The organism is Vibrio sp. 10N.239.312.C11 (assembly GCF_041466065.1).
Lineage (GTDB): Bacteria > Pseudomonadota > Gammaproteobacteria > Enterobacterales > Vibrionaceae > Vibrio > Vibrio tasmaniensis_A.
Genome location: NZ_JBFSRZ010000043.1, coordinates 13,709 through 33,670, shown reverse-complemented (window position 1 = coordinate 33,670; position 19,962 = coordinate 13,709). Strand labels below are relative to the sequence as shown.

The window sequence follows — 19,962 nt, the reverse complement described above, 5'->3', positions numbered from 1 at the left end:
CTCTTTTTACAGATAAGTACTTAGTTGCACCACCTATCACTTCAAAACCTAACCGCCATCATATTTATCAAACAAAAAGGTTTTAGGATAACAATTCAACAACAAGTCCGTTTACATTTCGCAACCACATTAATAATGTGTTGAAAATTGCATGAGACAATCACATAGGAAGTGCTAATGACCCTCACCATCAAAAACCGCCTTTATATTCTCTCTTTTATCCCTTTGCTACTAATGGCAATTGGGATGATGAGCGTGACGTATATGAAGAGCACTGAGCTAACCGCACAACAAGTAGAATCGACGCGTAGCAATATGATGGCGATGAAAGAAAAGGAACTCAAAGCGTACCTGCAAATGGCTCAGTCTTCGATATCTCCTTTCTTAGAAAAAGGTGCCACGCTTGAAGAAGCATTACCCACATTAAAAACTCTAGAATATGGTGAATCTGGTTATATTTTTGGCTACAGCTCTAAGGGTGTAAGAATCGTCATCGGACAAGGTACCGATGGCATTGGTAAAAATTACTACGACCTTCAAGACAAACAAGGCAATTACCTAATCCAAGACCTGATTAAGAACTCAAAAATTGGGGAATTCACCACTTACTACTTTCCCAAGCCAGGTCAATCCATTGCGTTACCAAAACTCAGCTACTCAATCTTTATTCCACAATGGGATTTAATGCTCGGCACGGGTTTTTATACCGATGATATTGACGCCGTGATCAGCGACATGAAAGAGAGCTCGAATGCTGCGCTACAAAGCTCACTGACTGCCATTGCAATTTTCTGTGGCTTGATTGCCTTAGTGGTAGCGGTTTTCGCTGTTGCAGTGAACCGTACAATCATGCAACCACTCGAGCAATTTGACCGTTCGATCAGTGCCTTTGCAAGTGGTGAGGCCGACCTAACGGCTCGAATGGAAACATTCAAAGCGCCTGAGTTCGCCAAACTTAGTGAGAACTTTAATGCCTTTGTTGCTAGCCTACAGACCATCATTCGTAGCGTGAGCGATGTTGGTCAGCAAGTTGTATCAGAAACGAGCAGCATGTCTTCTCGCGCAGCTCAGGTCGACGAGATAGCAACAGGTCAACGTGAAGAGACAGAACAAGTAGCAACGGCGATGACCGAGATGACGACAACTGCGCAAGAGATCTCAAGCAACGCAAGCCAAGCCGCCGACTCAGCTAAACTTGCAGAGAACAATGCAAAAGAAGCTCAGCAAATAGTCAATGCTGCTGCAGGTTCCGTAGCAGACCTTGCAAGTGAAGTATCAGAAGCAAACACTGTGGTGTCTCGCCTTGAAGGAGATGTACAGAACATTTCATCTTCACTGACTGTCATTCAAGATATAGCGGAACAGACCAACCTATTAGCACTAAATGCCGCGATTGAAGCCGCGCGAGCTGGTGATCAAGGCCGAGGTTTTGCGGTAGTTGCGGATGAAGTTCGTAAGCTTGCAAGCCGCACACAAGAGAGCACGGGCGACATTCACAAAATGATCCAACAGCTAAAATCCGCTTCAGATGCCGCGGTGAAAGCAATGGATTCGAGCCAAAGCAGAAGTGCTCAAACGGTAGAAGAAGCAAATGCAGCAGCTGCAGCACTTGCTAAAATTCAAGATTCGATTGATACCATTATGGACATGAACTCACTGATTGCGACGGCGACTGAACAACAGAATATTGTTGGCCAAGAGATATCTCAACGCATTGTTGTGATTTCAGACCAAAGTTCTCAATCGGCATCGCTAGCAAACCAAAACCGTACAGGTAGCCAAAACCTAAACAGCCGAGCAAACGAGTTGTACCACTTGGTTGATCGCTTCACGGTTTAATGCTTAATGCTTAGTGCTTAGTGCTTAGTGCTTAGCAAGTAAAAGCTATAAAACATCAATAAAAATGGGCTTCAGAATCTTTGTTCTGAAGCCCATTTTCTTGTCCATTGTGTCTTGCCAGATAGAACTAGTCTAATTGCTCAGACAAGAAGTCGACTAACAAGCGAACCTTTGAAGACAAATTACGGTTCTGTGGGTAAAGCGCCCAAATCCCCTCTTTATCGTCTCGGTAATCAGATAACACCTCAACCAATTCGCCAGACTCAAGATCTTCACTCACGTAATATTCTGGTAGCTGCACTAAGCCAATACTCTGTTTCGCTGCGTCTTGTAAGGCTAAGCCACTGTTACATTTAATGCGTCCATTAACCCGAACTGAGCGAGGTCGCCCATTTTCTTTAAAACGCCAATGCTCAAAGCCGCCGACTAAACATTGATGATTGCTCAACTCAGAGAGCGTATGCGGTTCACCGTAACGTTCAATATATTCAGGGCTTGCGCACACGTAGAGTTGACGTTGAGACAGCTTCTTTGCCACAAGGCTCGAATCTTCTAGGCGTCCAAGACGAATAGCGACATCGACACCCGAATCAATAAGGTCGAGCTTTTGATTGGTCAACATCAGCTCAAGTTCGACTTGTGGGTGGAGCTTTAAGAACTGATGAAGTATTGGGGCGAGTTGACGCTCACCATAAGTCACAGGTGCCGTTACTTTCAGCAAACCTTTCGGCGTGGATTGCATCTGCGTGACGGCTAACTCAGCAATTTCTAAACCTTCGACCAACAACTTACACTGCTGATAATAGAGTTGCCCAGCCTCTGTTAGAGAAACCTTACGAGTCGTTCGATTGAGTAGTTTTACTGCGAGGCGTTCCTCGAGATTTGCCACTCTACGACTGATTTGAGCCACTGACGTAGCGAGTTTCTGTGCGGCACCAGTAAAGCTTTCGCGCTCTGCCACTGCAACAAACTCACTTACCCCTTCCCAATTGGCCATGCCTCTACCCTATTCTGAACTATGGTTACCCATACAGTGTATTGAAGATATAGATCAGTGTCACCTAGCTTAATATACGCCGTGCACATACAAAGGCCTTCATTGAAGCTAATATCGCATTCCCCACAAGGCTCCAACCGACCTAATCTACAAAGTTCGAACCGACCTTGTATTACAAATACTATTATCAAAAAATACTCGTATCCAAAAAGAAAGCCCGCACTCATTGAGTACGGGCCTTATTATTGTCTATTACAGATGTGTGAGGGTTAAAACTAGAAACGATTAGCCACTCACTTTTGCCTGTTCAGTCTCAAAGATTACACTTCAAACTGAGAAACTAGGCTATCAAGTGCTTCACACTGTTCTGCTAGTGAGATGCATGCGTTCTCTGCATTGTTTGCCATCTCAACCATTTTCATGGTGCTTTCCGCGATACGTTGAACATTCTGGTTCACTTCTTCAGACACCTGAGACTGCTGAGAAGCCGCTGTTGCGATTTGCGTATTCATCTCATTCATCTTGCCGATTGAGTTACGAATCTCGCTCAATGATGAAGCAGCAGTGCCCGCTTGAACAATGGTTTTCTCGCCACTTGCCTTGCTTTCTGTCATCACGCCAACGGCATGTTTAGCGCCAACTTCTAAGCGTTCAATCATTGATTGGATTTCACCCGTACTGTCTTGAGTTTTGCTCGCAAGCGCACGGACCTCATCAGCAACTACCGCAAAACCACGACCTTGCTCACCAGCACGCGCGGCTTCAATCGCCGCATTCAATGCCAATAGATTGGTTTGCTCTGCAATGCCTTTGATCACGCCAAGAATAGAAGCAATGTTCTTCACATCAGTATCCAATTCCTGAACCACACCACCTGCATTCTCGATATCTTGCGCAAGGCGTTCAATTGAAGTTACGGTTAAGCCCAAAGTGCTGTCTGCTGATTCCACTTCATTGTTCGCAACGTTACTTGCGGTTGCCGCATCTAACGCGTTACCACTTACCGTTTCACTGGTCGCTTGCATTTCATGAACGGCAGCCGCGACTACTTCACTTTCTTTCTGTTGATTCGAAGAAAATTCAGCCACATTCTGCGTTATTGATTTGATGTTTTCCATCTCTGCACGTACGGCATTTGATGTCAGAATCACTTGTTCAACAGTGGTATGTATCTTACTAACAAACTTGTTAAACGCTGAACTTAAGCGAGCAATCTCGTCAGAACCTTCAACTTTCATTCGCTGAGCCAAGTTACCGTCACCCGATGCGATTTCATTCATCGCTTTCTCTACGCTCTGAATCGGCTGAACGATAAAACGGTTCGATAACCACATCGAAAACAAAGCCGCAAGTACCGCCACGGCCATACCTACTTCGATGATCAGCTTACTTTCTTCAATCGAGTCATTAGCTTGCTGGCGAAGCTCTTTTTGTTTGACTGCAATCAGCTCTCTAATATAGCCGAGTTGATCGTCAATGATCGCAAACTCAGCGTCCAATGCCGGCGAGTAATCTATGTTGTGTTGAAGAGCATTGGCAGGGTCAGCGAACATTGGTTCGTGCAATGCCACCCACTTTTTCATCGCCTTTACCAGTTTCGCTAGCTCGTCTTGAGAAGATGAGTCTAAGACACCTGCGGTATATAGGGTTTGAACACTTTCAAAGCGTGGCGCAGCTTTATAAGCGTTGTCTTCAAACTCAAATTTTTGATATTCGATCGCATCCTTATCTTTAGCAAGTAACAAACCTTGCGCTGATGCAATGACTTGATAGATATCTCGGTACCCATCTTCTAGGTTGTCGAGAACCGGTTGAACCACATTATTGAGCTCATGGTTAATCGCTGCTTGCGCGTTAGATTTAATCACGTTAAGCACAGTAACAGTTGAGAAAACAATCACGATAACCATTAGAGGGATCACAATTTTACTCTTAATAGAAAGGTTTTTGATATTCATAGAGGGTTTATAACCACACATTAAATAGGGACGCGCGCATAATATACAGTATCGATAAAAAAGCCAGCTATAGTTTTGTGAATCTCATCGCATATAAAACTAGACGATGAAAACGAGTGCTTCGCATTTAACCAGACGTCAACCTGAAAAAGTTAAAGTGGACAATATTGAATTTATTTACCTTAGACATGTTCTATTACTGGAGAAGTCGTCGAAATAACACCATAATATAGGGCTCTAAAATAAGTAGGTAAGAACATGAAAATTTGTGGTGTTGAAATCAAAGGTAACGATGCAGTCATCTGTCTTCTATCTCTATCAGACGGTGTATTTAACATTCCTGATTGCCGAGTTTCTAAAGTTGCTATTAGTGACGCAAACGACACACAGAATATGAAAGATTTTCAATTTTCTTTTGCAAAGTTAATGGAAGATTACCAAGTAGAAAAAGTGGTAATTCGTCAACGCCAAACTAAAGGCAAATTTGCTGGCGGTGGCTTCGGCTTCAAACTAGAAGCGGCAATTCAGTTGATCGACGGCCTAGACGTAACCGTTGTATCTCCGAATGAAATCAAAGAAAGCCTTAAGCGCAACCCTCTTATGATGAAGTTCAAAGAAACAGGCCTTAAGCAGTACCAAGAAGCACCGTTTACCACGGCTTACGCTTGTTTAATGCAGCGCTAATCAATAGTCGCTAGCCAATATTGATACAGAAAGAGCCTGAATATTCAGGCTCTTTTTTGTTTCTAGCAATCTATTTCAAGTTTAGTTGGTTTTGGTTGACACATTACCTCTCTAATGCTGTTCGTCTACGGAACTTAATCAACTCAGGCTTTTTCACCACCAGATAAACAGCGGTCGCTGACAACGCGAAGCCTATTGCGCCATAAATGTCGAATGACTCTCCAAAAATGAGCCACGCTTGAATGGCAGTTGTGGGTGGAACGAGGTAAAACACAGATGCCACACTTGAAGAAGCGCCATGCTCTACCATGTAAAGCAGCAATAAAATAGCAATGCACGATAGAACAATCACTAGCCAAGCCAGAGTTAACGTGAACTCGATAGTCCAGTTCACCTGCATAGTTTCGTAACGCATTGCAAAAGGTAAGAACAATGCTGCTGCTGCCAAGTACTGCACCATCGCGCCACCGACCATATCTGTACCCTGGCAAAAGCGCTTCTGATACAAAGTACCGACCGTAATACCCACCAAAGAAACCAAACATAATAACGTTGCCAAACCTTTTTGGTCGTCTGACTGCCACTCAATATTGCCCATTAGCACCAAGCTAATACCCGCGAAACCAAGGGCTAAGCCTAGCCATTGTGCGACGTTAAAACGCTGCGAGGTACAGCTGATCATTATCAATGCCGTCAGAATCGGTTGTAAGCCAACAAGTAGAGAACTCAACCCGGCGGGCATACCCATATCAATCGCGAGATAAGTGCCACCAAGGTAGAAGCCATGAATCAAAATACCCACCACACAAGCGTGAAAAAATGCTCGACCACGAGGAATACGACGCTTAAGGATTGCAATCAAAACCAAGAATAGCGCCACGTTGGCTACCATCCTAAGTGAAAGTAACGTTGCTGGTTCAGCGTATTCAACACCAAGACGAGCGCCAACAAAGCCTGACGACCACAATAGTACAAACACAAACGGAATCATTTTAATCAGCATTACAAACCTCTGGTCAACTCTTCATCAATGCTGTTACCTTAGTTGGGTACAGATAACTAATAAAGATACAGATATAACACTTTAAATGGTTACAGATTAAGTGTGAGTTACAAGGGGGAAACGTGGAAGAAAAACTCAGCGGCAATAAATATCTCGCGATAGAACAACACATTAAGGCTCAAATCGATAAAGGGCTCTTTCACCCAGACGACCGCTTGCCTTCCATTCGTCAACTCAGTGAACAACTCGGTGTGAGCAAAAACACCGTGATTCGCGCTTATCAAGAACTGGAAGCGACGGGCTGGGTTTATTCTGTGCCTAAATCAGGCTATCGTGTGAAAACACCGAACACCACCATCTGGGATGCACCGAGCCAGCCTCAAAAAGTCGACCTCTTGTCGGTCACCAAATCTGTACTCTCCCGTCCGAAAGGTCGCTTGAAACTGCTTGCTGGTTCTGCACACCCGAACATTAATAACCCTGCCATTCGTAGCTTGTACGCCGAAATCGGTCGCCATAGCCGTTTGCAAACTCAGCTTCCCGGTTATTACCAATTACCTCCCGGCGATGAGCAATTAGTAAAGCAGTTGCTAAAGATCACCCATGATCTAGGCGTGCCTGCGGGATCGAATGAAATTGCAATTACACATGGTGCTCAACAGGCGATCAGTCTGGCTTTACGTGCATTAACCAAACCGGGAGACATCGTGGCGGTCGAGTCGCCCTGTTACTTCGGCAATCTGCTTTTACTTGAATCGCTTGGCTTGCAAGCACTAGAAATTCCAAGCAGTGTTAGCCACGGCATTGATATTCCATCACTACAAAGTTCGTTGAACAAATGGGAAGTAAAAACCTTACTGCTAACACCAAACTTTACCAATCCAACGGGTTCACGAATGCCATTGGCTAACCGAAAGGCATTACTGGATATCTCCGGATCTTTACCGATTATCGAAGACGATGTATTCGGTAGCTTGGCATTCGACACACCCATTGCCAGCCTCAAAGAGCTTGATGACCAAGATCGAGTCATTTACGTCAACTCTTTGTCCAAGACCTTAGATTCTCGCTTGCGTATTGGCTGGTTACTCTCAGGCCGTTACCAAGCTCAAGTTGAAAAATACCTGTTATGCGACAACATGGGCAGCTCCAATTTAATGCAATCAGCGGTTGGGCACTTCCTCACTACGGGGAAGTATCGAAGTCATTTGTCTAAGATGAAGCGACTCTACCAAGTCAATCAAAAGCAATTCCAAAGCCTGTTAATACAAGCGCTTGATGGCTATGAACACCTTGTTGGCCGCTACCATCTGTCAAAGCCTGAGGGATCTTTTCTAAACTGGATCACGTTACCTGAATCGGTCGATAGCTACGCGATTTATCAAGATTGTTTGAAGCACAAATTGGGAATATTACCTGGCACAGTATTTGGGACAAACGATCAATATAAACACTGCTTGCGCTTCACGGTAGCGAATATCGAAGAGAGTAAAGAGTGGAAAGAAGGGGTTGTGACACTAGCGAAAATAATCGCGAAACATACTTCTTTCTGATCGAATATTTCTGACTGCTAGATCATTCAACAATGAATAAACGTTAACTAAAACAACAAATACAATCACCAAGAAAATGCGTCAAACGATCACAGATAATACTCCGAAATACCTTTGTAAGTTTTTTAGAAAAATTCAAAAATAATTAGGATTTAACCCCTAACTTTACTGAGTATTTTGTTAGTCTTGGAAACAATTATTTACAATCCAAACAAAAATTAATTGGATCGCTAGAGGTTGTTTTTTTGAATATGAAATTATTCGGCAGTTCCCTAATCCTTTCGGGAACGGCATTAGGGGCTGGCATGCTTGCTATTCCCATGGTTTTGGCCCAGTTTGGCTTCATGATCAGCTCAGTGCTGATGCTACTTATCTTTATCGGCACCACTTACTCTGCACTCCTACTGGCAGAAGCGTGTACCAAAACGAAAGACAACAGTGGCATGAGCAGTGTTGCTTACCTAACTCTGGGCAGCAAAGGTAAACACTTTATCAATGCACTCTTTTACCTGCTACTGGTATGCATGCTGATCGCCTATATCTTGGGTGTTGGCGACATCATTCATAAGCTACTGCTCGACGTCGGCGTAGACATCTCTGCATCCGCTGCTTATACCGTCTTCAGCCTATTGATGGGGGTGATTGTAGTCGCGGGTAAGTCTTATATCGATAAATTAAACCGTGGTCTATTCATCATGATGGTGGTGATGCTCTTCATTGTTATTGCCTCTCTGTTTAGTAATATCCGTCTAGATTACCTAACTCAAACTAGCCAATACACGGCCAATGACGTGGTGCAATACAGCGCGGTTATCTTTACTAGCTTTGCCTCTATGGTGGTGATCCCGTCACTGGTTATTTACAACCGAGAAGCGACTCAAAAGCAGATCCGCAATATGATTCTGCTGGGCTCGGTGATTCCACTAATCTGCTACCTAACTTGGTTGTTCGCGATTATCGGTAACCTTGGTACAGACGCTATCAGTCAGTTCCATAACATTTCAGAACTGATCTCAGCGTTTAGCGGTCAATCTTCTTGGTTGAAGGTAGTCATTGCGCTGTTCTCAGCACTGGCATTGGTAACCTCTTTCCTTGGTGTGTCGATGGCGCTGTATGACCAAAACAAAGACGCAGTCACCAACAACAAAGCACTAGCTTATGCTCTGACCTTTGTACTGCCACTGGTATTAGCAGAGCTGTTCGCAAGCCAGTTCGTGAGCATGCTGGACTATGCAGGCATGGTGTTGGTGTTCCTAGCTATCTGGGGACCACTCGCAATGGTGGTTAAGGTTCGTAGGCCTGACTTCCCTCACCTTCAAACCGAAGGCAGTTACACAGCAGCCGGTGGCGATACGGCACTGATGGCAACATTCGGTTTTGGTGCGTTGATTTTTATCTCTTGGTTTATGGGGTAACTATTCACTTAGTCATAGACCCAAACTAAAACCAGAAAGAGCAGCGTTGGCTGCTCTTTTTTTATGCCGAATTTCCCTACACACGTTGTTCCTTCCTCCTTCTCGACAAATATCGCCTGAGACCTACAAACAACGTATTTAGAAACAATCATTTAGATAAACAACTCGTCATATTTAGATCTCAGCACCAGTTCAAAACACCATGTTCTATGATCATATAAAGTAACTCCATTGCTGACACATCTGATAATTAGATCACAAAACAACCTCAATGGTATTGTATTGGTACTATCATTTAAAATACCATCATTGCGTACCCTACAGTACTAAAGGACATAATAATGAAATCGACTAACTTCAAACTGTCTTCAATGATGTTCATTGAATGGTTTATCTGGGGAGCATGGTTTGTTCCCTTATGGCAAATACTCAATACCAATGGTTTTACCCCGACTGAGATCGCGTGGTCTTATGCATGTACCGCAATCGCCGCGATCATTTCACCGATCCTAGTTGGATCAATCACCGACCGTTTCTTCGCAGCACAGAAAGTACTTTCAGTGATGTTGATAGCGGGTGCAGGATTAATGTACTTAGCAGCTCAACAAACCGAGTTTGCCACCTTCTTCCCAATCCTTTTGCTTTACTCGTTAACTTACATGCCGACGATTGCACTGACCAACAGCATTGCTTTCTCTAACGTAGAAGACGTAGAACGTGACTTCCCGCGTATTCGTGTAATGGGCACCATCGGCTGGATCGCTTCTGGTATCGCGATTGGTTTCTTACCTGGTTGGTTGGGTTACGGTGATATTTCATCAAGCAATATCCCTCTAATTCTGACGGCACTCGCTTCGGCTGCTCTAGGTATCTTCGCACTGACTCTGCCAGACACTCCGCCAAAAAGTACCGGTAAACTTAGCCTAAAAGTGATGCTTGGCCTTGATGCACTCGTGTTACTGAAAGACAAAAACTTCCTAGCATTCTTTGTTTGTTCTTTCATGTTCAGCATGCCATTGGCGTTCTACTACATCTTCGCAAACGGCTACTTAACCGAAGTCGGCATGAGCAACGCGACTGGCTGGATGACGCTGGGTCAGTTCTCTGAAATCTTCTTTATGTTGGCATTACCTTTCTTCACCAAACGATTTGGTATTAAGAAGGTACTACTACTTGGTCTCTTTACGGCAGCAGTTCGTTACGGTTTCTTCGTCTACGGAAGCGCAGACACTTGGTACCTATACTCACTGCTGTTCGCAGGCATCCTATTGCACGGTGTGAGCTATGACTTCTACTTTGTAACGGCTTATATCTATGTCGACAAAAAAGCACCCGCTCACATGCGTACCGCAGCGCAAGGCCTTATTACATTGGGTTGCCAAGGTATCGGTAGCTTGCTGGGTTACCGCTTGGGTGGCGTATTAATGGAGAAGATGTTTGCTTACGACGAACCGCAGAATGGACTCACGTTTGATTGGTCCGGCATGTGGGGCTTCGGTGCCATCATGATCGCCATCATCCTCGTGATCTTCATGTACTTCTTCCGTGAACCAAACGGCGAAATCAAAGAGATTAAAATCGACAACAAATCAGATGGAAACCCATCAGAGCTGACTCAAGTAGAAAAAGCTCAAGCGTAACTTTATACCTGCTCAGTCTTCTCTCTAGCCTTATCTTTTAGCTAAAGGCTGAGCAGTTTTTTAAATAACCTATTTTTGGTGAAGTAAGATGAACATTTCAAAACAAGACAGAATTTTAGGCACTTTTTATGGTCAAGCTCTGGGTGATTCAATGGGAATGCCATCAGAGCTTTGGCCTAGAAGCCGAGTAAAAGCGCACTTTGGTTGGATTGATTCTTTCCTACCGGGGCCTGCTGAAAACAACGCCGCTTGTTATTTCGATGCTTGCCAGTTCACGGATGACACCTCAATGGCGCTGGCTCTTGCTGACGCTATCATCGAATGCGACGGTGAGATCTCACCAGAAATCATTGCTCGCAACGTATTAAGCTGGGCTGAAGGCTTCGACGCATTCAACAAAAACATTTTCGGCCCTAGCTCAAAAGCTGCGATGCGTGCGATTAAAGAAGGCACTTCCATTGATGAGCTTGAAAACAACGGTGTGACCAATGGCGCTGCGATGCGTGTATCGCCAATGGGCTGCCTTGTACCAACCACCAGCCTCGATACCTTCATCGATAAGGTTGCGCTGGCTTCAAGCCCAACGCACAAGTCAGATGTCGCTATCGCGGGTGCGGTTGCGATTGCTTGGTCGGTATCAAAAGCGATTGAAGGACATAGCTGGAGCGAAATTAAAGACCAATTACCTGCGATTGCCAACGCAGCACAAACCAAGAACATCACCACATTCAGCGCCTCAATGGGCGCTCGTATTGAACTTGCTTTGATGGTTGCTTCAGAAAACAGCGGCATTGAAGAACGCATGGAAAAAGTCTACAACTTAGTCGGTGCTGGCGTGAGCACAATTGAATCGGTACCAGCAGCTATTGCGATGGTTGAACTGGCACAAACCGATCCAAACCGCTGTGCGATCTTGTGTGCTAACTTAGGTGGTGATACCGACACGATTGGTGCGATGGCGACCGCAATTTGTGGCGCATTGAATGGTATACAAGCTATTGATGTTGATTTGAAGAAACAGCTAGATGACGAAAACCAACTCGACTTTGCAGGTTATGCCGCCACCTTCCTGCGTCTAAGAGAAATTAAGGAGCAAGGGTATGCCTCATAGTTCTTTGGTTACACTGATTCCAACCCTAAAGAATCAACGACAGTTGTGCCTGATTGGTGCGGCTGTGGTCGATATCGTGACAGAAACACCTGCCCTCCCGAAGCGTGGCACCGATGTAGAGCTGACCGAGAAAGGCATTCATGTCGGCGGTTGCGCTCTAAATATCGCGATTGCTCTGAAAAAGCTGGGTGTTGAATCAATCAATGCCTTACCAATTGGTCAAGGTAAGTGGGCTGACATCATCACCACAGCAATGGCTGAAAAAGGCCTAACAAGTCACCTACAAGATCCAAGTGGCGACAATGGCTGGTGCTTAGCCCTCGTTGAGCCAGACGGTGAACGAACCTTCTTGTCTGTTAGCGGTGTCGAGAACAACTGGAACCAACAAGCACTTGATCAGTTAGATCTGCAAGACAATGCGATTATCTACCTTTCAGGTTATCAGTTGTCTTCGGGTTGTGGTGAAGAGATCGTTAGCTGGCTGGAAACGTTGCCCAACAGCATTGAGCTATTCATCGATTTTGGCCCTCGCATTGGTGATATTCCAAAACCACTGTTTGATCGCCTAATCAACCTGAAACCAACGGTATCTTTGAATCGCCAAGAAGCTGAAGTTCTGGGTATGCAAGACATCAACACCTTCGTTGAGCAATGGCATAACACTTATCGCTGCCCGCTGATTTTACGCATCGACAGTGATGGTGCTTTGTTCGCCACTCATGACGGCTACGGAAACGTTGCGCCATTTAAAGCAACAGTGGTCGATACCATAGGTGCAGGTGACACCCATGCCGGAGGCGTATTAGCTGGCTTGGCTTCTGGTTGGGAATTGCCCGACGCAATCTTGTTAGGCAACGCCGTGGCATCTTACGTGGTGAGCCATGTAGGTGGCGATTGTGCCCCAAGCGTGGACGAGATTACTCGCTACCTTACCCAATACTAATCCTTGCTAATTCATGTAGACACTAGGCTCAGTCTTACTGGGCCTTTTTGTTACGCCTGTCTTTTTTTACCTACCTTTTTGGCCTTTCTCACATGATTAAATTTTCTGCTTTGAACCGCTTTTCAGTTGCAAATAACAGAGCAACAAGGATTCTGCTCGCAAGCTGTGGAATCAATCTGTGCATCGGTGTTCTCTATACCTGGAGTGTATTCAAAAACTCGCTTTTAGAACTTGGTTGGAACAACACTCAAGCCTCGATGCCCTACACGATCACCATCATCACTCTTTCATTGGCACTGCTCATTGCTGGTCGTATTCAAGATAAGATCGGCCCACAAAAGGTATTGATGGTGGGTTCTTTGATGGCGGGAGGTGGCATGATCTTAGCGAGCCTATCTTTGACACCATGGAACCTGAATGTGAGTTTTGGTTTGATCACTGGTGCGGGAATTGGCTTCGCTTACGCATGCTTGAACCCAACGGCAATGAAGTGGTTTCACTCTTCTCAGAAAGGCATGGTGAATGGGTTACTCGCCACTGCATTTGGCCTTGCGGCTATCTACTTGGCTCCGCTTACTAGCTACCTAATATCTGTCGTTGGATTGGAACAAAGCCTTCGCATACTTGGAACTGGACTCATCATCATTGCTTTCCCACTGGCTTGTTCGATCAAAAACCCGCCAACTGGGTATGAGCCGAAAGCCAGCTCAGAAGAATCTGACACCTCAAAGCCTAAACCACCTCCAGCACGAAATTACATGTGGAAAGAGATGCTCGCCACCAAGCAATTCTACCTCTTGTGGTTCACTTACGCCTTTGGCGCTGCCGCTGGTTTGATGATCATCGCCAACATCACCTCGATTGCTGCTGAGCAAGCCAATATCTTAGAAGGCGCTTATTTGATTGTCACCTTATCGATATTCAACTCAGCAGGTCGATTAGTGTCTGGGCTATTGAGCGACAAGATTGGCGCATTAAAAACGTTGGCGATCGCGCTTGGGCTACAAACCATCAATATGCTGCTGTTCAGCCAGTTTGTTTCTAGCCCGACTCTAATGGTTGGCGCGGCATTGGCTGGCATTGGATATGGCACCTTGTTAGCGGTGTTTCCTTCAATCATGGCGGACTTATACGGCCTGAAAAACTTTGGCGCCAACTACGGTGTACTTTATACCGCTTGGGGCATTGGCGGCTTTATCGGCCCTATCCTTGCGGCAATATCCGTCGATTGGTACGGCAGTTATTCGATAGCCTATTTGATCTGTGCGGTGTTGGTGAGTATCGCCGCAGTCCTGACCTTCAAAGTAAAACCCATTTCAACAAAGCCTTGCAGCGGCACAGAGTTAGCCCCACATGACCAACCAGAACGCTCAAGCTAACTGGACAAAACCTCTGAGTGGTGGAATCTTTGTTTCGCCCTCAGATTTCACATTTCTATTAAGTGTGGGCTGAGAACTTCGGGTATACTTCGATTAAATATAAAAGCTAAAACAGACCTTTATGAGCGCGTATCAACCACTGCTTACCCTGATTCAAGAACGAATCGAACAGAAAGATAAATCACCCTTATACCTGAAGATTGCCGATTCAGTGAAGCTGGCGACTGAGCAACAGATGCTCAAAGGTGGAGACTTCATTCCTACCGAGCGTGAGTTCAGTGACAAGCTTGGTGTGTCTCGTATCACCGTTCGTAAAGCGTTGGATATATTAGATAAAGAAGGCGTGATTGTTCGCTCTCGCGGTTTGGGTACCATGATCAGTGAGACCGTTGAGTACTCCAGCAAAGAGGCGACTGGCTTCTCTCAGCAAGTGGTCTTGAAAGGCAAAAAGCCCGACACGTTATGGATTAAAAAAGACGTGATCGCGTGTTCTTCTGAAATAGCCAAGATGCTTAAAATCGCCGAAAACGATCAAGTCTTTCTATTGAAGCGCGTTCGTTACATCGACGAGCAAGCCGTATCTATTGAAGAGTCTTACGTTCCTGCGCATCTTATCCACGACCCTGACGAGATCCAGTTGTCGCTTTACGACTACTTCCGTAGCCAAGATATCTCGCCAACCAAAACACAAAGTCGTGTATCCGCTAAGATGCCAACGGAAGAGTTTCTAGAGAAGCTCAACATCGATGAAACGGTTCCTGTACTGCTTATCGAGCAAACCGCTTACGATAAAAAAGGCGTGCCGATTGAATACAGTATCAACCGCTGTCGTGGTGATATGTATGTGTTCGTAAGCGAAGACTAGCATCAAAAATGACAGCAGATACAAGAAGCCCGTTAGTCCGATTAATAACAGCCGGACTAACGGGCTTTTTATTTTCTGATTACCATGGCCAAAAACTAAAAGTGCTTACTTGGTCAAATTACCAAGCAGCTGCTCACACTGTGCTTTTAGCGATTTAAGCTCATCTTCATTCATCTGAGAGAGACACAGCATTTCTACTGGCACGGTCTGCGCTTGCTCTTTGAGCTCTACTCCTGCAGGCGTCAGTGTAATAACTCGAACTCGTTCATCTTCAGCACTGCGAGTTCTAAGCACGTAACCTTTCGTTTCCAAGCGCTTGAGTAAAGGCGTCAACGTACCTGAATCCAAATGCGTTTTTGCGCCTAGGGCTTTGACATTCATCTCTTTTTCTTCCCACAGCACCATCATCACAATGTACTGCAAGTAAGTAAGGTCAAGCGCTTTCAGTAAAGGTTGATACGCTCTACTCATTGCATTCGATGCACTATACAGTGCAAAACACACCTGATTATCCAGTTTTAGATAGTCATCTTGGTCGCTCATGATCACCTCACCAATAAATTAAATTGTGCACAATATACTTGCGCGCTCGAATTTTATCAATTAAGCTAGCTTTAAAATTAAGTTGCACGCAATCTAATTTTACACAACTCAAACAAGGACTAAGACAATGACAACACTCTACACAACTTCTGCTACAGCTACTGCAGGTCGTAACGGCCAAGTTTCTACTGATGACAACCTGCTTTCAGTGGCGTTGAGCTACCCTAAAGAGATGGGCGGAACAGGTGAAGCGACAAACCCTGAGCAACTGTTTGCTGCGGGCTACTCTGCGTGTTTCTCAAATGCTCTACTTCATGTAGCTAAAGAGATGAAAATCAAAATCGCATCGGCGCCAACGACTGCAACAGTCGGTATCGGACCAAATGAAAACGGCGGCTTTGCTTTAACTGTTGCTCTATCGATTGAACTGGATCTAGAGCAAGAACAAGCTGTGACGCTTGTGAAAACGGCGCACCAAGTTTGCCCTTACTCAAACGCGGTTCGTGGCAACATTGATGTGAAATTGTCGGTTAACGGACAAGCGCTTTAGCCGCTTCATCCCCCCTCCCGCTAAAAAAATGTCCCGCACTAGGCGGGACATTTTTTATATGCGATAGAAAGCTTCTAGCTCTGAGTTGCTAACTCTTAAACGTATTCGAGAGCTCTTTCAGCGATGTTGCCAACTCAGCCTGCTCTTTCGCTGTTGCAGCAATTTGCGTTGCGCCTGTCGTAGATTCTGTCGACTTCTGCTCTACCGCGACAACGTTCTGAGCAATATCTTGAGTCACTACTGCTTGCTCTTCAGTTGCGGTTGCGATCTGCTCTGCCATGCTGAATATTTCGCTCACAGCCCCTGAAATATCTTGCAGGGTCTGTTCTACTCCTCGTGAGTCTTCAACCGCTCTTGAAGACATCTTCTTGCTGTTATCAATCACATTGAATGCTGTCTGTACGTCAGATTGTAGCGAGTTAATGAAGCCTTCAATTTCCGAAGTGGACTGTTGCGTACGCTGAGCCAAAGTACGAACTTCATCGGCTACGACAGCAAAACCACGACCTTGTTCACCAGCTCGAGCGGCTTCAATCGCTGCATTTAACGCTAACAAATTGGTTTGTTCGGCAACAGATTTAATCACATCAATCACACTGTTAATGTTGTTGCTGCTTTCGTGTAGATGAGTGATTTTTTCAGCGAGGCCGTTAATCTCAGAAGCCAAGGTTTCTATCGACTCATAAGATTGTTGAACCGTGCTTAAACCTTGCTGTGATTGTTCATCAGCGATCTTCGCTGAGCTTGCCGTTTGCTGTGTTTTAGCCGCGACTTCATTCACCGTCGCTGATAGCTCTTCTGTTGCTGTCGCAATCAAGCCAATCTGGTCTTGCTGTTCAACTAAGGTGCTTGAGTTGTATTGGCAAGTTTGCGCCGTCTCTTCTGCTGCTGAAGCAAGTGTCAGGCTAGATTGAGATAGGTTATCGATAACTTGAGAAAACTTCTCTAATGTTTCATTAAGCGACGATGAGATTTGACCCAGCTCACTATTACCTTCGTAAGTCGCACGAACGGTTAAGTCATTGTCATTTCGGACTTTAGAAAGCACTCGCGTTAGATCTTTAACTCGAGTCGTTAAATCAGTAATGGCTTTGAAGCTAACAAAAGTTGCGAACAAAGTGATCACAACAAACATCACAATGCTGCCCATCATTGCTGATTGAGCTTGCTGAGTTTTCTGATCCGTCAGTGTAATAAGAGACTCTGCTAACTGATTTTCAGTCTTCTTCAGCTGAACAATTCGTGCCGTCGATTGAGCAAACCAATAAACAGGATCGACATCAAAACCACTCATTTTCGATTCAGCCACATCACGAAGTTTTTCCACTTCAGCCACCGAGCGATCATTCAGTTGCTGTTTAAAGAAATCAACGTTATCTGGGTTACCCAAAACTTCAAAGTTCGCAAAATATGTATTTTGCTCGGTTACCAAAGAGATGAATTTAACCAACATACCCGGGCCAAATTCATTTTTAGAAAAGGTGTTGTTGAGAACCGCACGTTCGATACCCGCACGCTCTTTGCCTTGTAGAAAGTTATAGTAGGCGATGGTTTCTGTCGTGATGGTGGCATCAGTACTTAGCTCAGCAATTAATGCAGATACACTCAATAACTTAGCATTAAGTTTGGTGTAGTAACCTAATGCTTCAGAAAGCGGAATTGATTGAGAATCCACTCTATTGCGAATCGAAGTAATTTGGTTGAGACTTTGGCTGATTTCAGTATTCAGACGCGCGATCTGCGATAAGCCGATTTCTTCAGACTGCCAGTACTCGGTTCTTTGATTGCGTTTGCTGTCTGCGTTAATTCTTTGTGCTTTTAGCTCACTGCCAAACTTGTTTCCCTGTGACCCGATAAAACCAGCCGTCATACCACGCTCTTTCTGTAACTCGTGCACCAACTCACTGTACACAACCGACAAACGCGTAAGTTGGTTTAATGACGACATTTCACTGGTGGTTTCTACGCCTTTTGAAATGGCAGAAACACTAAGCCATAAAAACCCTAAGATCGGTAAGATAAGCAAAGCGATGATTTTTTGCTTAAATGACATATCGGTTAAATTCATTATTATTTCCCTAACAACTAACAAATCTTCTCAGTCATCGAATTTGGCTTCCTTCTAACGGGTGCGCCTTAATTGTGACTCTATAATTATTCAAGCTGACCTATGTAAACCATGACCTAACTACACAGTTCAGCGCAGAGGACGTTAACATTTAACCTTATAAAACTCATTGGTTTATGAATAAAACTGTTAACTATCTGACTTAACCAGACGAAAAATACGTGTAACAACATTTCTCTGACGCAGTGACTAAAAATTGACACACACTGCATAATCATAAAGTGGTAGACCAGCACTCACTGTGTAACCCTTACCAAGCTGTTCACTCACGAGCATCTATATATTCAGTCTCAAATATGTATACTGCCGAGCTTATTAAGTAGAAGCTCGCAGTAAATATGCGACAACAGCTGAGAGGTATTTTTATGGATTGCCCCGCTTGCGAAGAACACATTGGATGGGAATGGGTAGAAGAGGAAGCAATCGAACCCAATGAAGAATTCGATTGCCCAGAGTGCAAAGAAACGCTGATGTACACCATCGATGAAGGTACCTATTACGGCGCACAACATAAAACCGTCGAAGTTGTTGATGATTAGAGTTTTTTATTACCGATTAATGCTATCGATCTTTGCGAGATTGCCAGAGTAACCAGACACTCCTTTACTAGAACGAGTGTTCATCTTAAAATATTGAACATATGTTCAGATTAATGAAGTAGATGTTATGGCCAAGACAGCGAAGTTCGATAGACAAGACGTAGTAGATAAAGCGACTAACCTGTATTGGGAAAAGGGCTTTCACGCAACTTCTATGCGCAATCTACAGGACGTGATTGATATGCGTCCCGGCAGTATTTATGCGGCTTTTGGCAGCAAAGAAGGCTTGTTTAAAGAGACATTGGCTCGCTATACCGAACTCGGCATTCACAATTTGAACCGCTTTCGCAGCGAAACCGACTCTCCAATCAAAGCACTAGAAAACTTCGTAAAACGTGCCGTTGTCGAATCGAAAAAAAGCGCGCCTAACGGCATGTGTATGCTGGCTAAAACAGTAGCTGAACTGACGGATGAGCACGCTGAATTATTAGAAGAAGCCAAGAAATCACTCAAAATAATGGAAGGCGAGTTCGCCAAACTGATTGCCGAAGCGCAAGAACTTGGTGAGATCAGCAAAGAACGCAAACCGACTCAACTTGCTCGCCACGTTCAGGTTCAAATTGCAGGGCTACGCACTTATGCAAAAACCTGCGATGACACAGAACTACTCAACTCAATGGTTGAAGACATCTTCAAGTACCACCCTTTTTAGCAACTGAGCGTATATAGGCTCAGATCTACAAAAAGACGCCCAAGTATTACTACTAATACTTGGGCGTCTTTTTATTTATTGCTTTTCGGCCAATCTTAAAGCC

At 44.7% G+C, this 19,962-nt stretch carries 17 protein-coding genes; 12 read left to right on the top strand and 5 right to left on the bottom strand.

Annotation, left to right across the window (positions count from 1 at the left end; all coding sequences use genetic code 11):
• Positions 1–177 precede the first annotated feature (177 nt).
• Complete coding sequence (locus tag AB6D07_RS16940) at positions 178–1,839, top strand: methyl-accepting chemotaxis protein (protein ID WP_017097657.1); 1,662 nt, start codon at positions 178–180, stop codon at positions 1,837–1,839.
• A gap of 127 nt (positions 1,840–1,966) precedes the next feature.
• On the opposite strand, the gene AB6D07_RS16935 is transcribed toward AB6D07_RS16940, so the two are convergent.
• Together AB6D07_RS16935 and AB6D07_RS16930 are read right to left on the bottom strand one after the other, a co-directional pair.
• The gene (locus tag AB6D07_RS16935; RefSeq protein WP_009846245.1) at positions 1,967–2,836 is read right to left on the bottom strand and encodes a LysR family transcriptional regulator; all 870 of its coding nucleotides are present in this window, start codon (positions 2,834–2,836) and stop codon (positions 1,967–1,969) included.
• Positions 2,837–3,156: 320 nt separating this feature from the next.
• Positions 3,157–4,794, bottom strand: coding sequence for a methyl-accepting chemotaxis protein (locus AB6D07_RS16930; protein ID WP_029223006.1), 1,638 nt, complete (start codon positions 4,792–4,794; stop codon positions 3,157–3,159).
• A gap of 258 nt (positions 4,795–5,052) precedes the next feature.
• Between AB6D07_RS16930 and AB6D07_RS16925 the strand changes: the two genes are divergently transcribed.
• Positions 5,053–5,478, top strand: a complete 426-nt coding sequence (locus AB6D07_RS16925; protein WP_009846243.1) for a DUF3010 family protein — start codon at positions 5,053–5,055, stop codon at positions 5,476–5,478.
• 103 nt (positions 5,479–5,581) lie between these two features.
• Here the strand turns inward: AB6D07_RS16925 and AB6D07_RS16920 are convergent, their stop codons facing one another.
• Positions 5,582–6,481 (bottom strand): DMT family transporter, encoded by a 900-nt coding sequence (locus AB6D07_RS16920; protein WP_017103515.1) that lies wholly within the window; start codon positions 6,479–6,481, stop codon positions 5,582–5,584.
• Between the two features lie 122 nt (positions 6,482–6,603).
• Between AB6D07_RS16920 and AB6D07_RS16915 the strand changes: the two genes are divergently transcribed.
• The 7 genes from AB6D07_RS16915 to AB6D07_RS16885 all read left to right on the top strand — a co-directional run bounded on the left by AB6D07_RS16915 (position 6,604) and on the right by AB6D07_RS16885 (position 15,387).
• Complete coding sequence (locus AB6D07_RS16915) at positions 6,604–8,034, top strand: PLP-dependent aminotransferase family protein (RefSeq protein ID WP_017103514.1); 1,431 nt, start codon at positions 6,604–6,606, stop codon at positions 8,032–8,034.
• 251 nt (positions 8,035–8,285) lie between these two features.
• Positions 8,286–9,449, top strand: coding sequence for an amino acid permease (locus AB6D07_RS16910; protein ID WP_017103513.1), 1,164 nt, complete (start codon positions 8,286–8,288; stop codon positions 9,447–9,449).
• A 341-nt stretch (positions 9,450–9,790) separates the two neighbouring features.
• On the top strand, positions 9,791–11,089 hold the full coding sequence (locus AB6D07_RS16905; RefSeq protein WP_017103512.1) for a nucleoside permease: 1,299 nt from the start codon (positions 9,791–9,793) through the stop codon (positions 11,087–11,089).
• A gap of 88 nt (positions 11,090–11,177) precedes the next feature.
• Positions 11,178–12,200 (top strand): ADP-ribosylglycohydrolase family protein, encoded by a 1,023-nt coding sequence (locus AB6D07_RS16900; RefSeq protein WP_017103511.1) that lies wholly within the window; start codon positions 11,178–11,180, stop codon positions 12,198–12,200.
• Positions 12,190–13,143, top strand: a complete 954-nt coding sequence (locus AB6D07_RS16895) for a PfkB family carbohydrate kinase (protein ID WP_017103510.1) — start codon at positions 12,190–12,192, stop codon at positions 13,141–13,143. The genes AB6D07_RS16900 and AB6D07_RS16895 overlap by 11 nt, the downstream gene beginning before the upstream one ends.
• A 92-nt stretch (positions 13,144–13,235) precedes the next feature.
• Positions 13,236–14,522 carry an OFA family MFS transporter gene (locus AB6D07_RS16890; protein WP_017103509.1) on the top strand — a complete coding sequence of 429 codons (1,287 nt, stop codon included), beginning with the start codon at positions 13,236–13,238 and terminating at the stop codon, positions 14,520–14,522.
• Between the two features lie 121 nt (positions 14,523–14,643).
• Positions 14,644–15,387, top strand: coding sequence for a GntR family transcriptional regulator (locus AB6D07_RS16885; protein WP_017103508.1), 744 nt, complete (start codon positions 14,644–14,646; stop codon positions 15,385–15,387).
• Between the two features lie 105 nt (positions 15,388–15,492).
• Here AB6D07_RS16885 and AB6D07_RS16880 read toward each other — a convergent pair whose 3' ends face one another.
• Positions 15,493–15,930 (bottom strand): MarR family winged helix-turn-helix transcriptional regulator, encoded by a 438-nt coding sequence (locus AB6D07_RS16880; protein ID WP_009846239.1) that lies wholly within the window; start codon positions 15,928–15,930, stop codon positions 15,493–15,495.
• Between the two features lie 127 nt (positions 15,931–16,057).
• On the opposite strand from AB6D07_RS16880, the gene AB6D07_RS16875 reads away from it, so the two are divergent.
• The gene (locus AB6D07_RS16875) at positions 16,058–16,480 is read left to right on the top strand and encodes an organic hydroperoxide resistance protein (protein WP_012601111.1); all 423 of its coding nucleotides are present in this window, start codon (positions 16,058–16,060) and stop codon (positions 16,478–16,480) included.
• An 88-nt stretch (positions 16,481–16,568) separates the two neighbouring features.
• Here AB6D07_RS16875 and AB6D07_RS16870 read toward each other — a convergent pair whose 3' ends face one another.
• Positions 16,569–18,548, bottom strand: a complete 1,980-nt coding sequence (locus tag AB6D07_RS16870) for a methyl-accepting chemotaxis protein (RefSeq protein ID WP_029223004.1) — start codon at positions 18,546–18,548, stop codon at positions 16,569–16,571.
• A gap of 425 nt (positions 18,549–18,973) precedes the next feature.
• Between AB6D07_RS16870 and AB6D07_RS16865 the strand changes: the two genes are divergently transcribed.
• A complete protein-coding gene (locus AB6D07_RS16865; protein WP_012601113.1) occupies positions 18,974–19,147 on the top strand; it encodes a hypothetical protein in 174 nt (57 codons plus the stop codon).
• Positions 19,148–19,274: 127 nt separating this feature from the next.
• A complete protein-coding gene (locus tag AB6D07_RS16860) occupies positions 19,275–19,859 on the top strand; it encodes a TetR/AcrR family transcriptional regulator (protein WP_017103505.1) in 585 nt (194 codons plus the stop codon).
• Positions 19,860–19,962 lie beyond the last annotated feature (103 nt).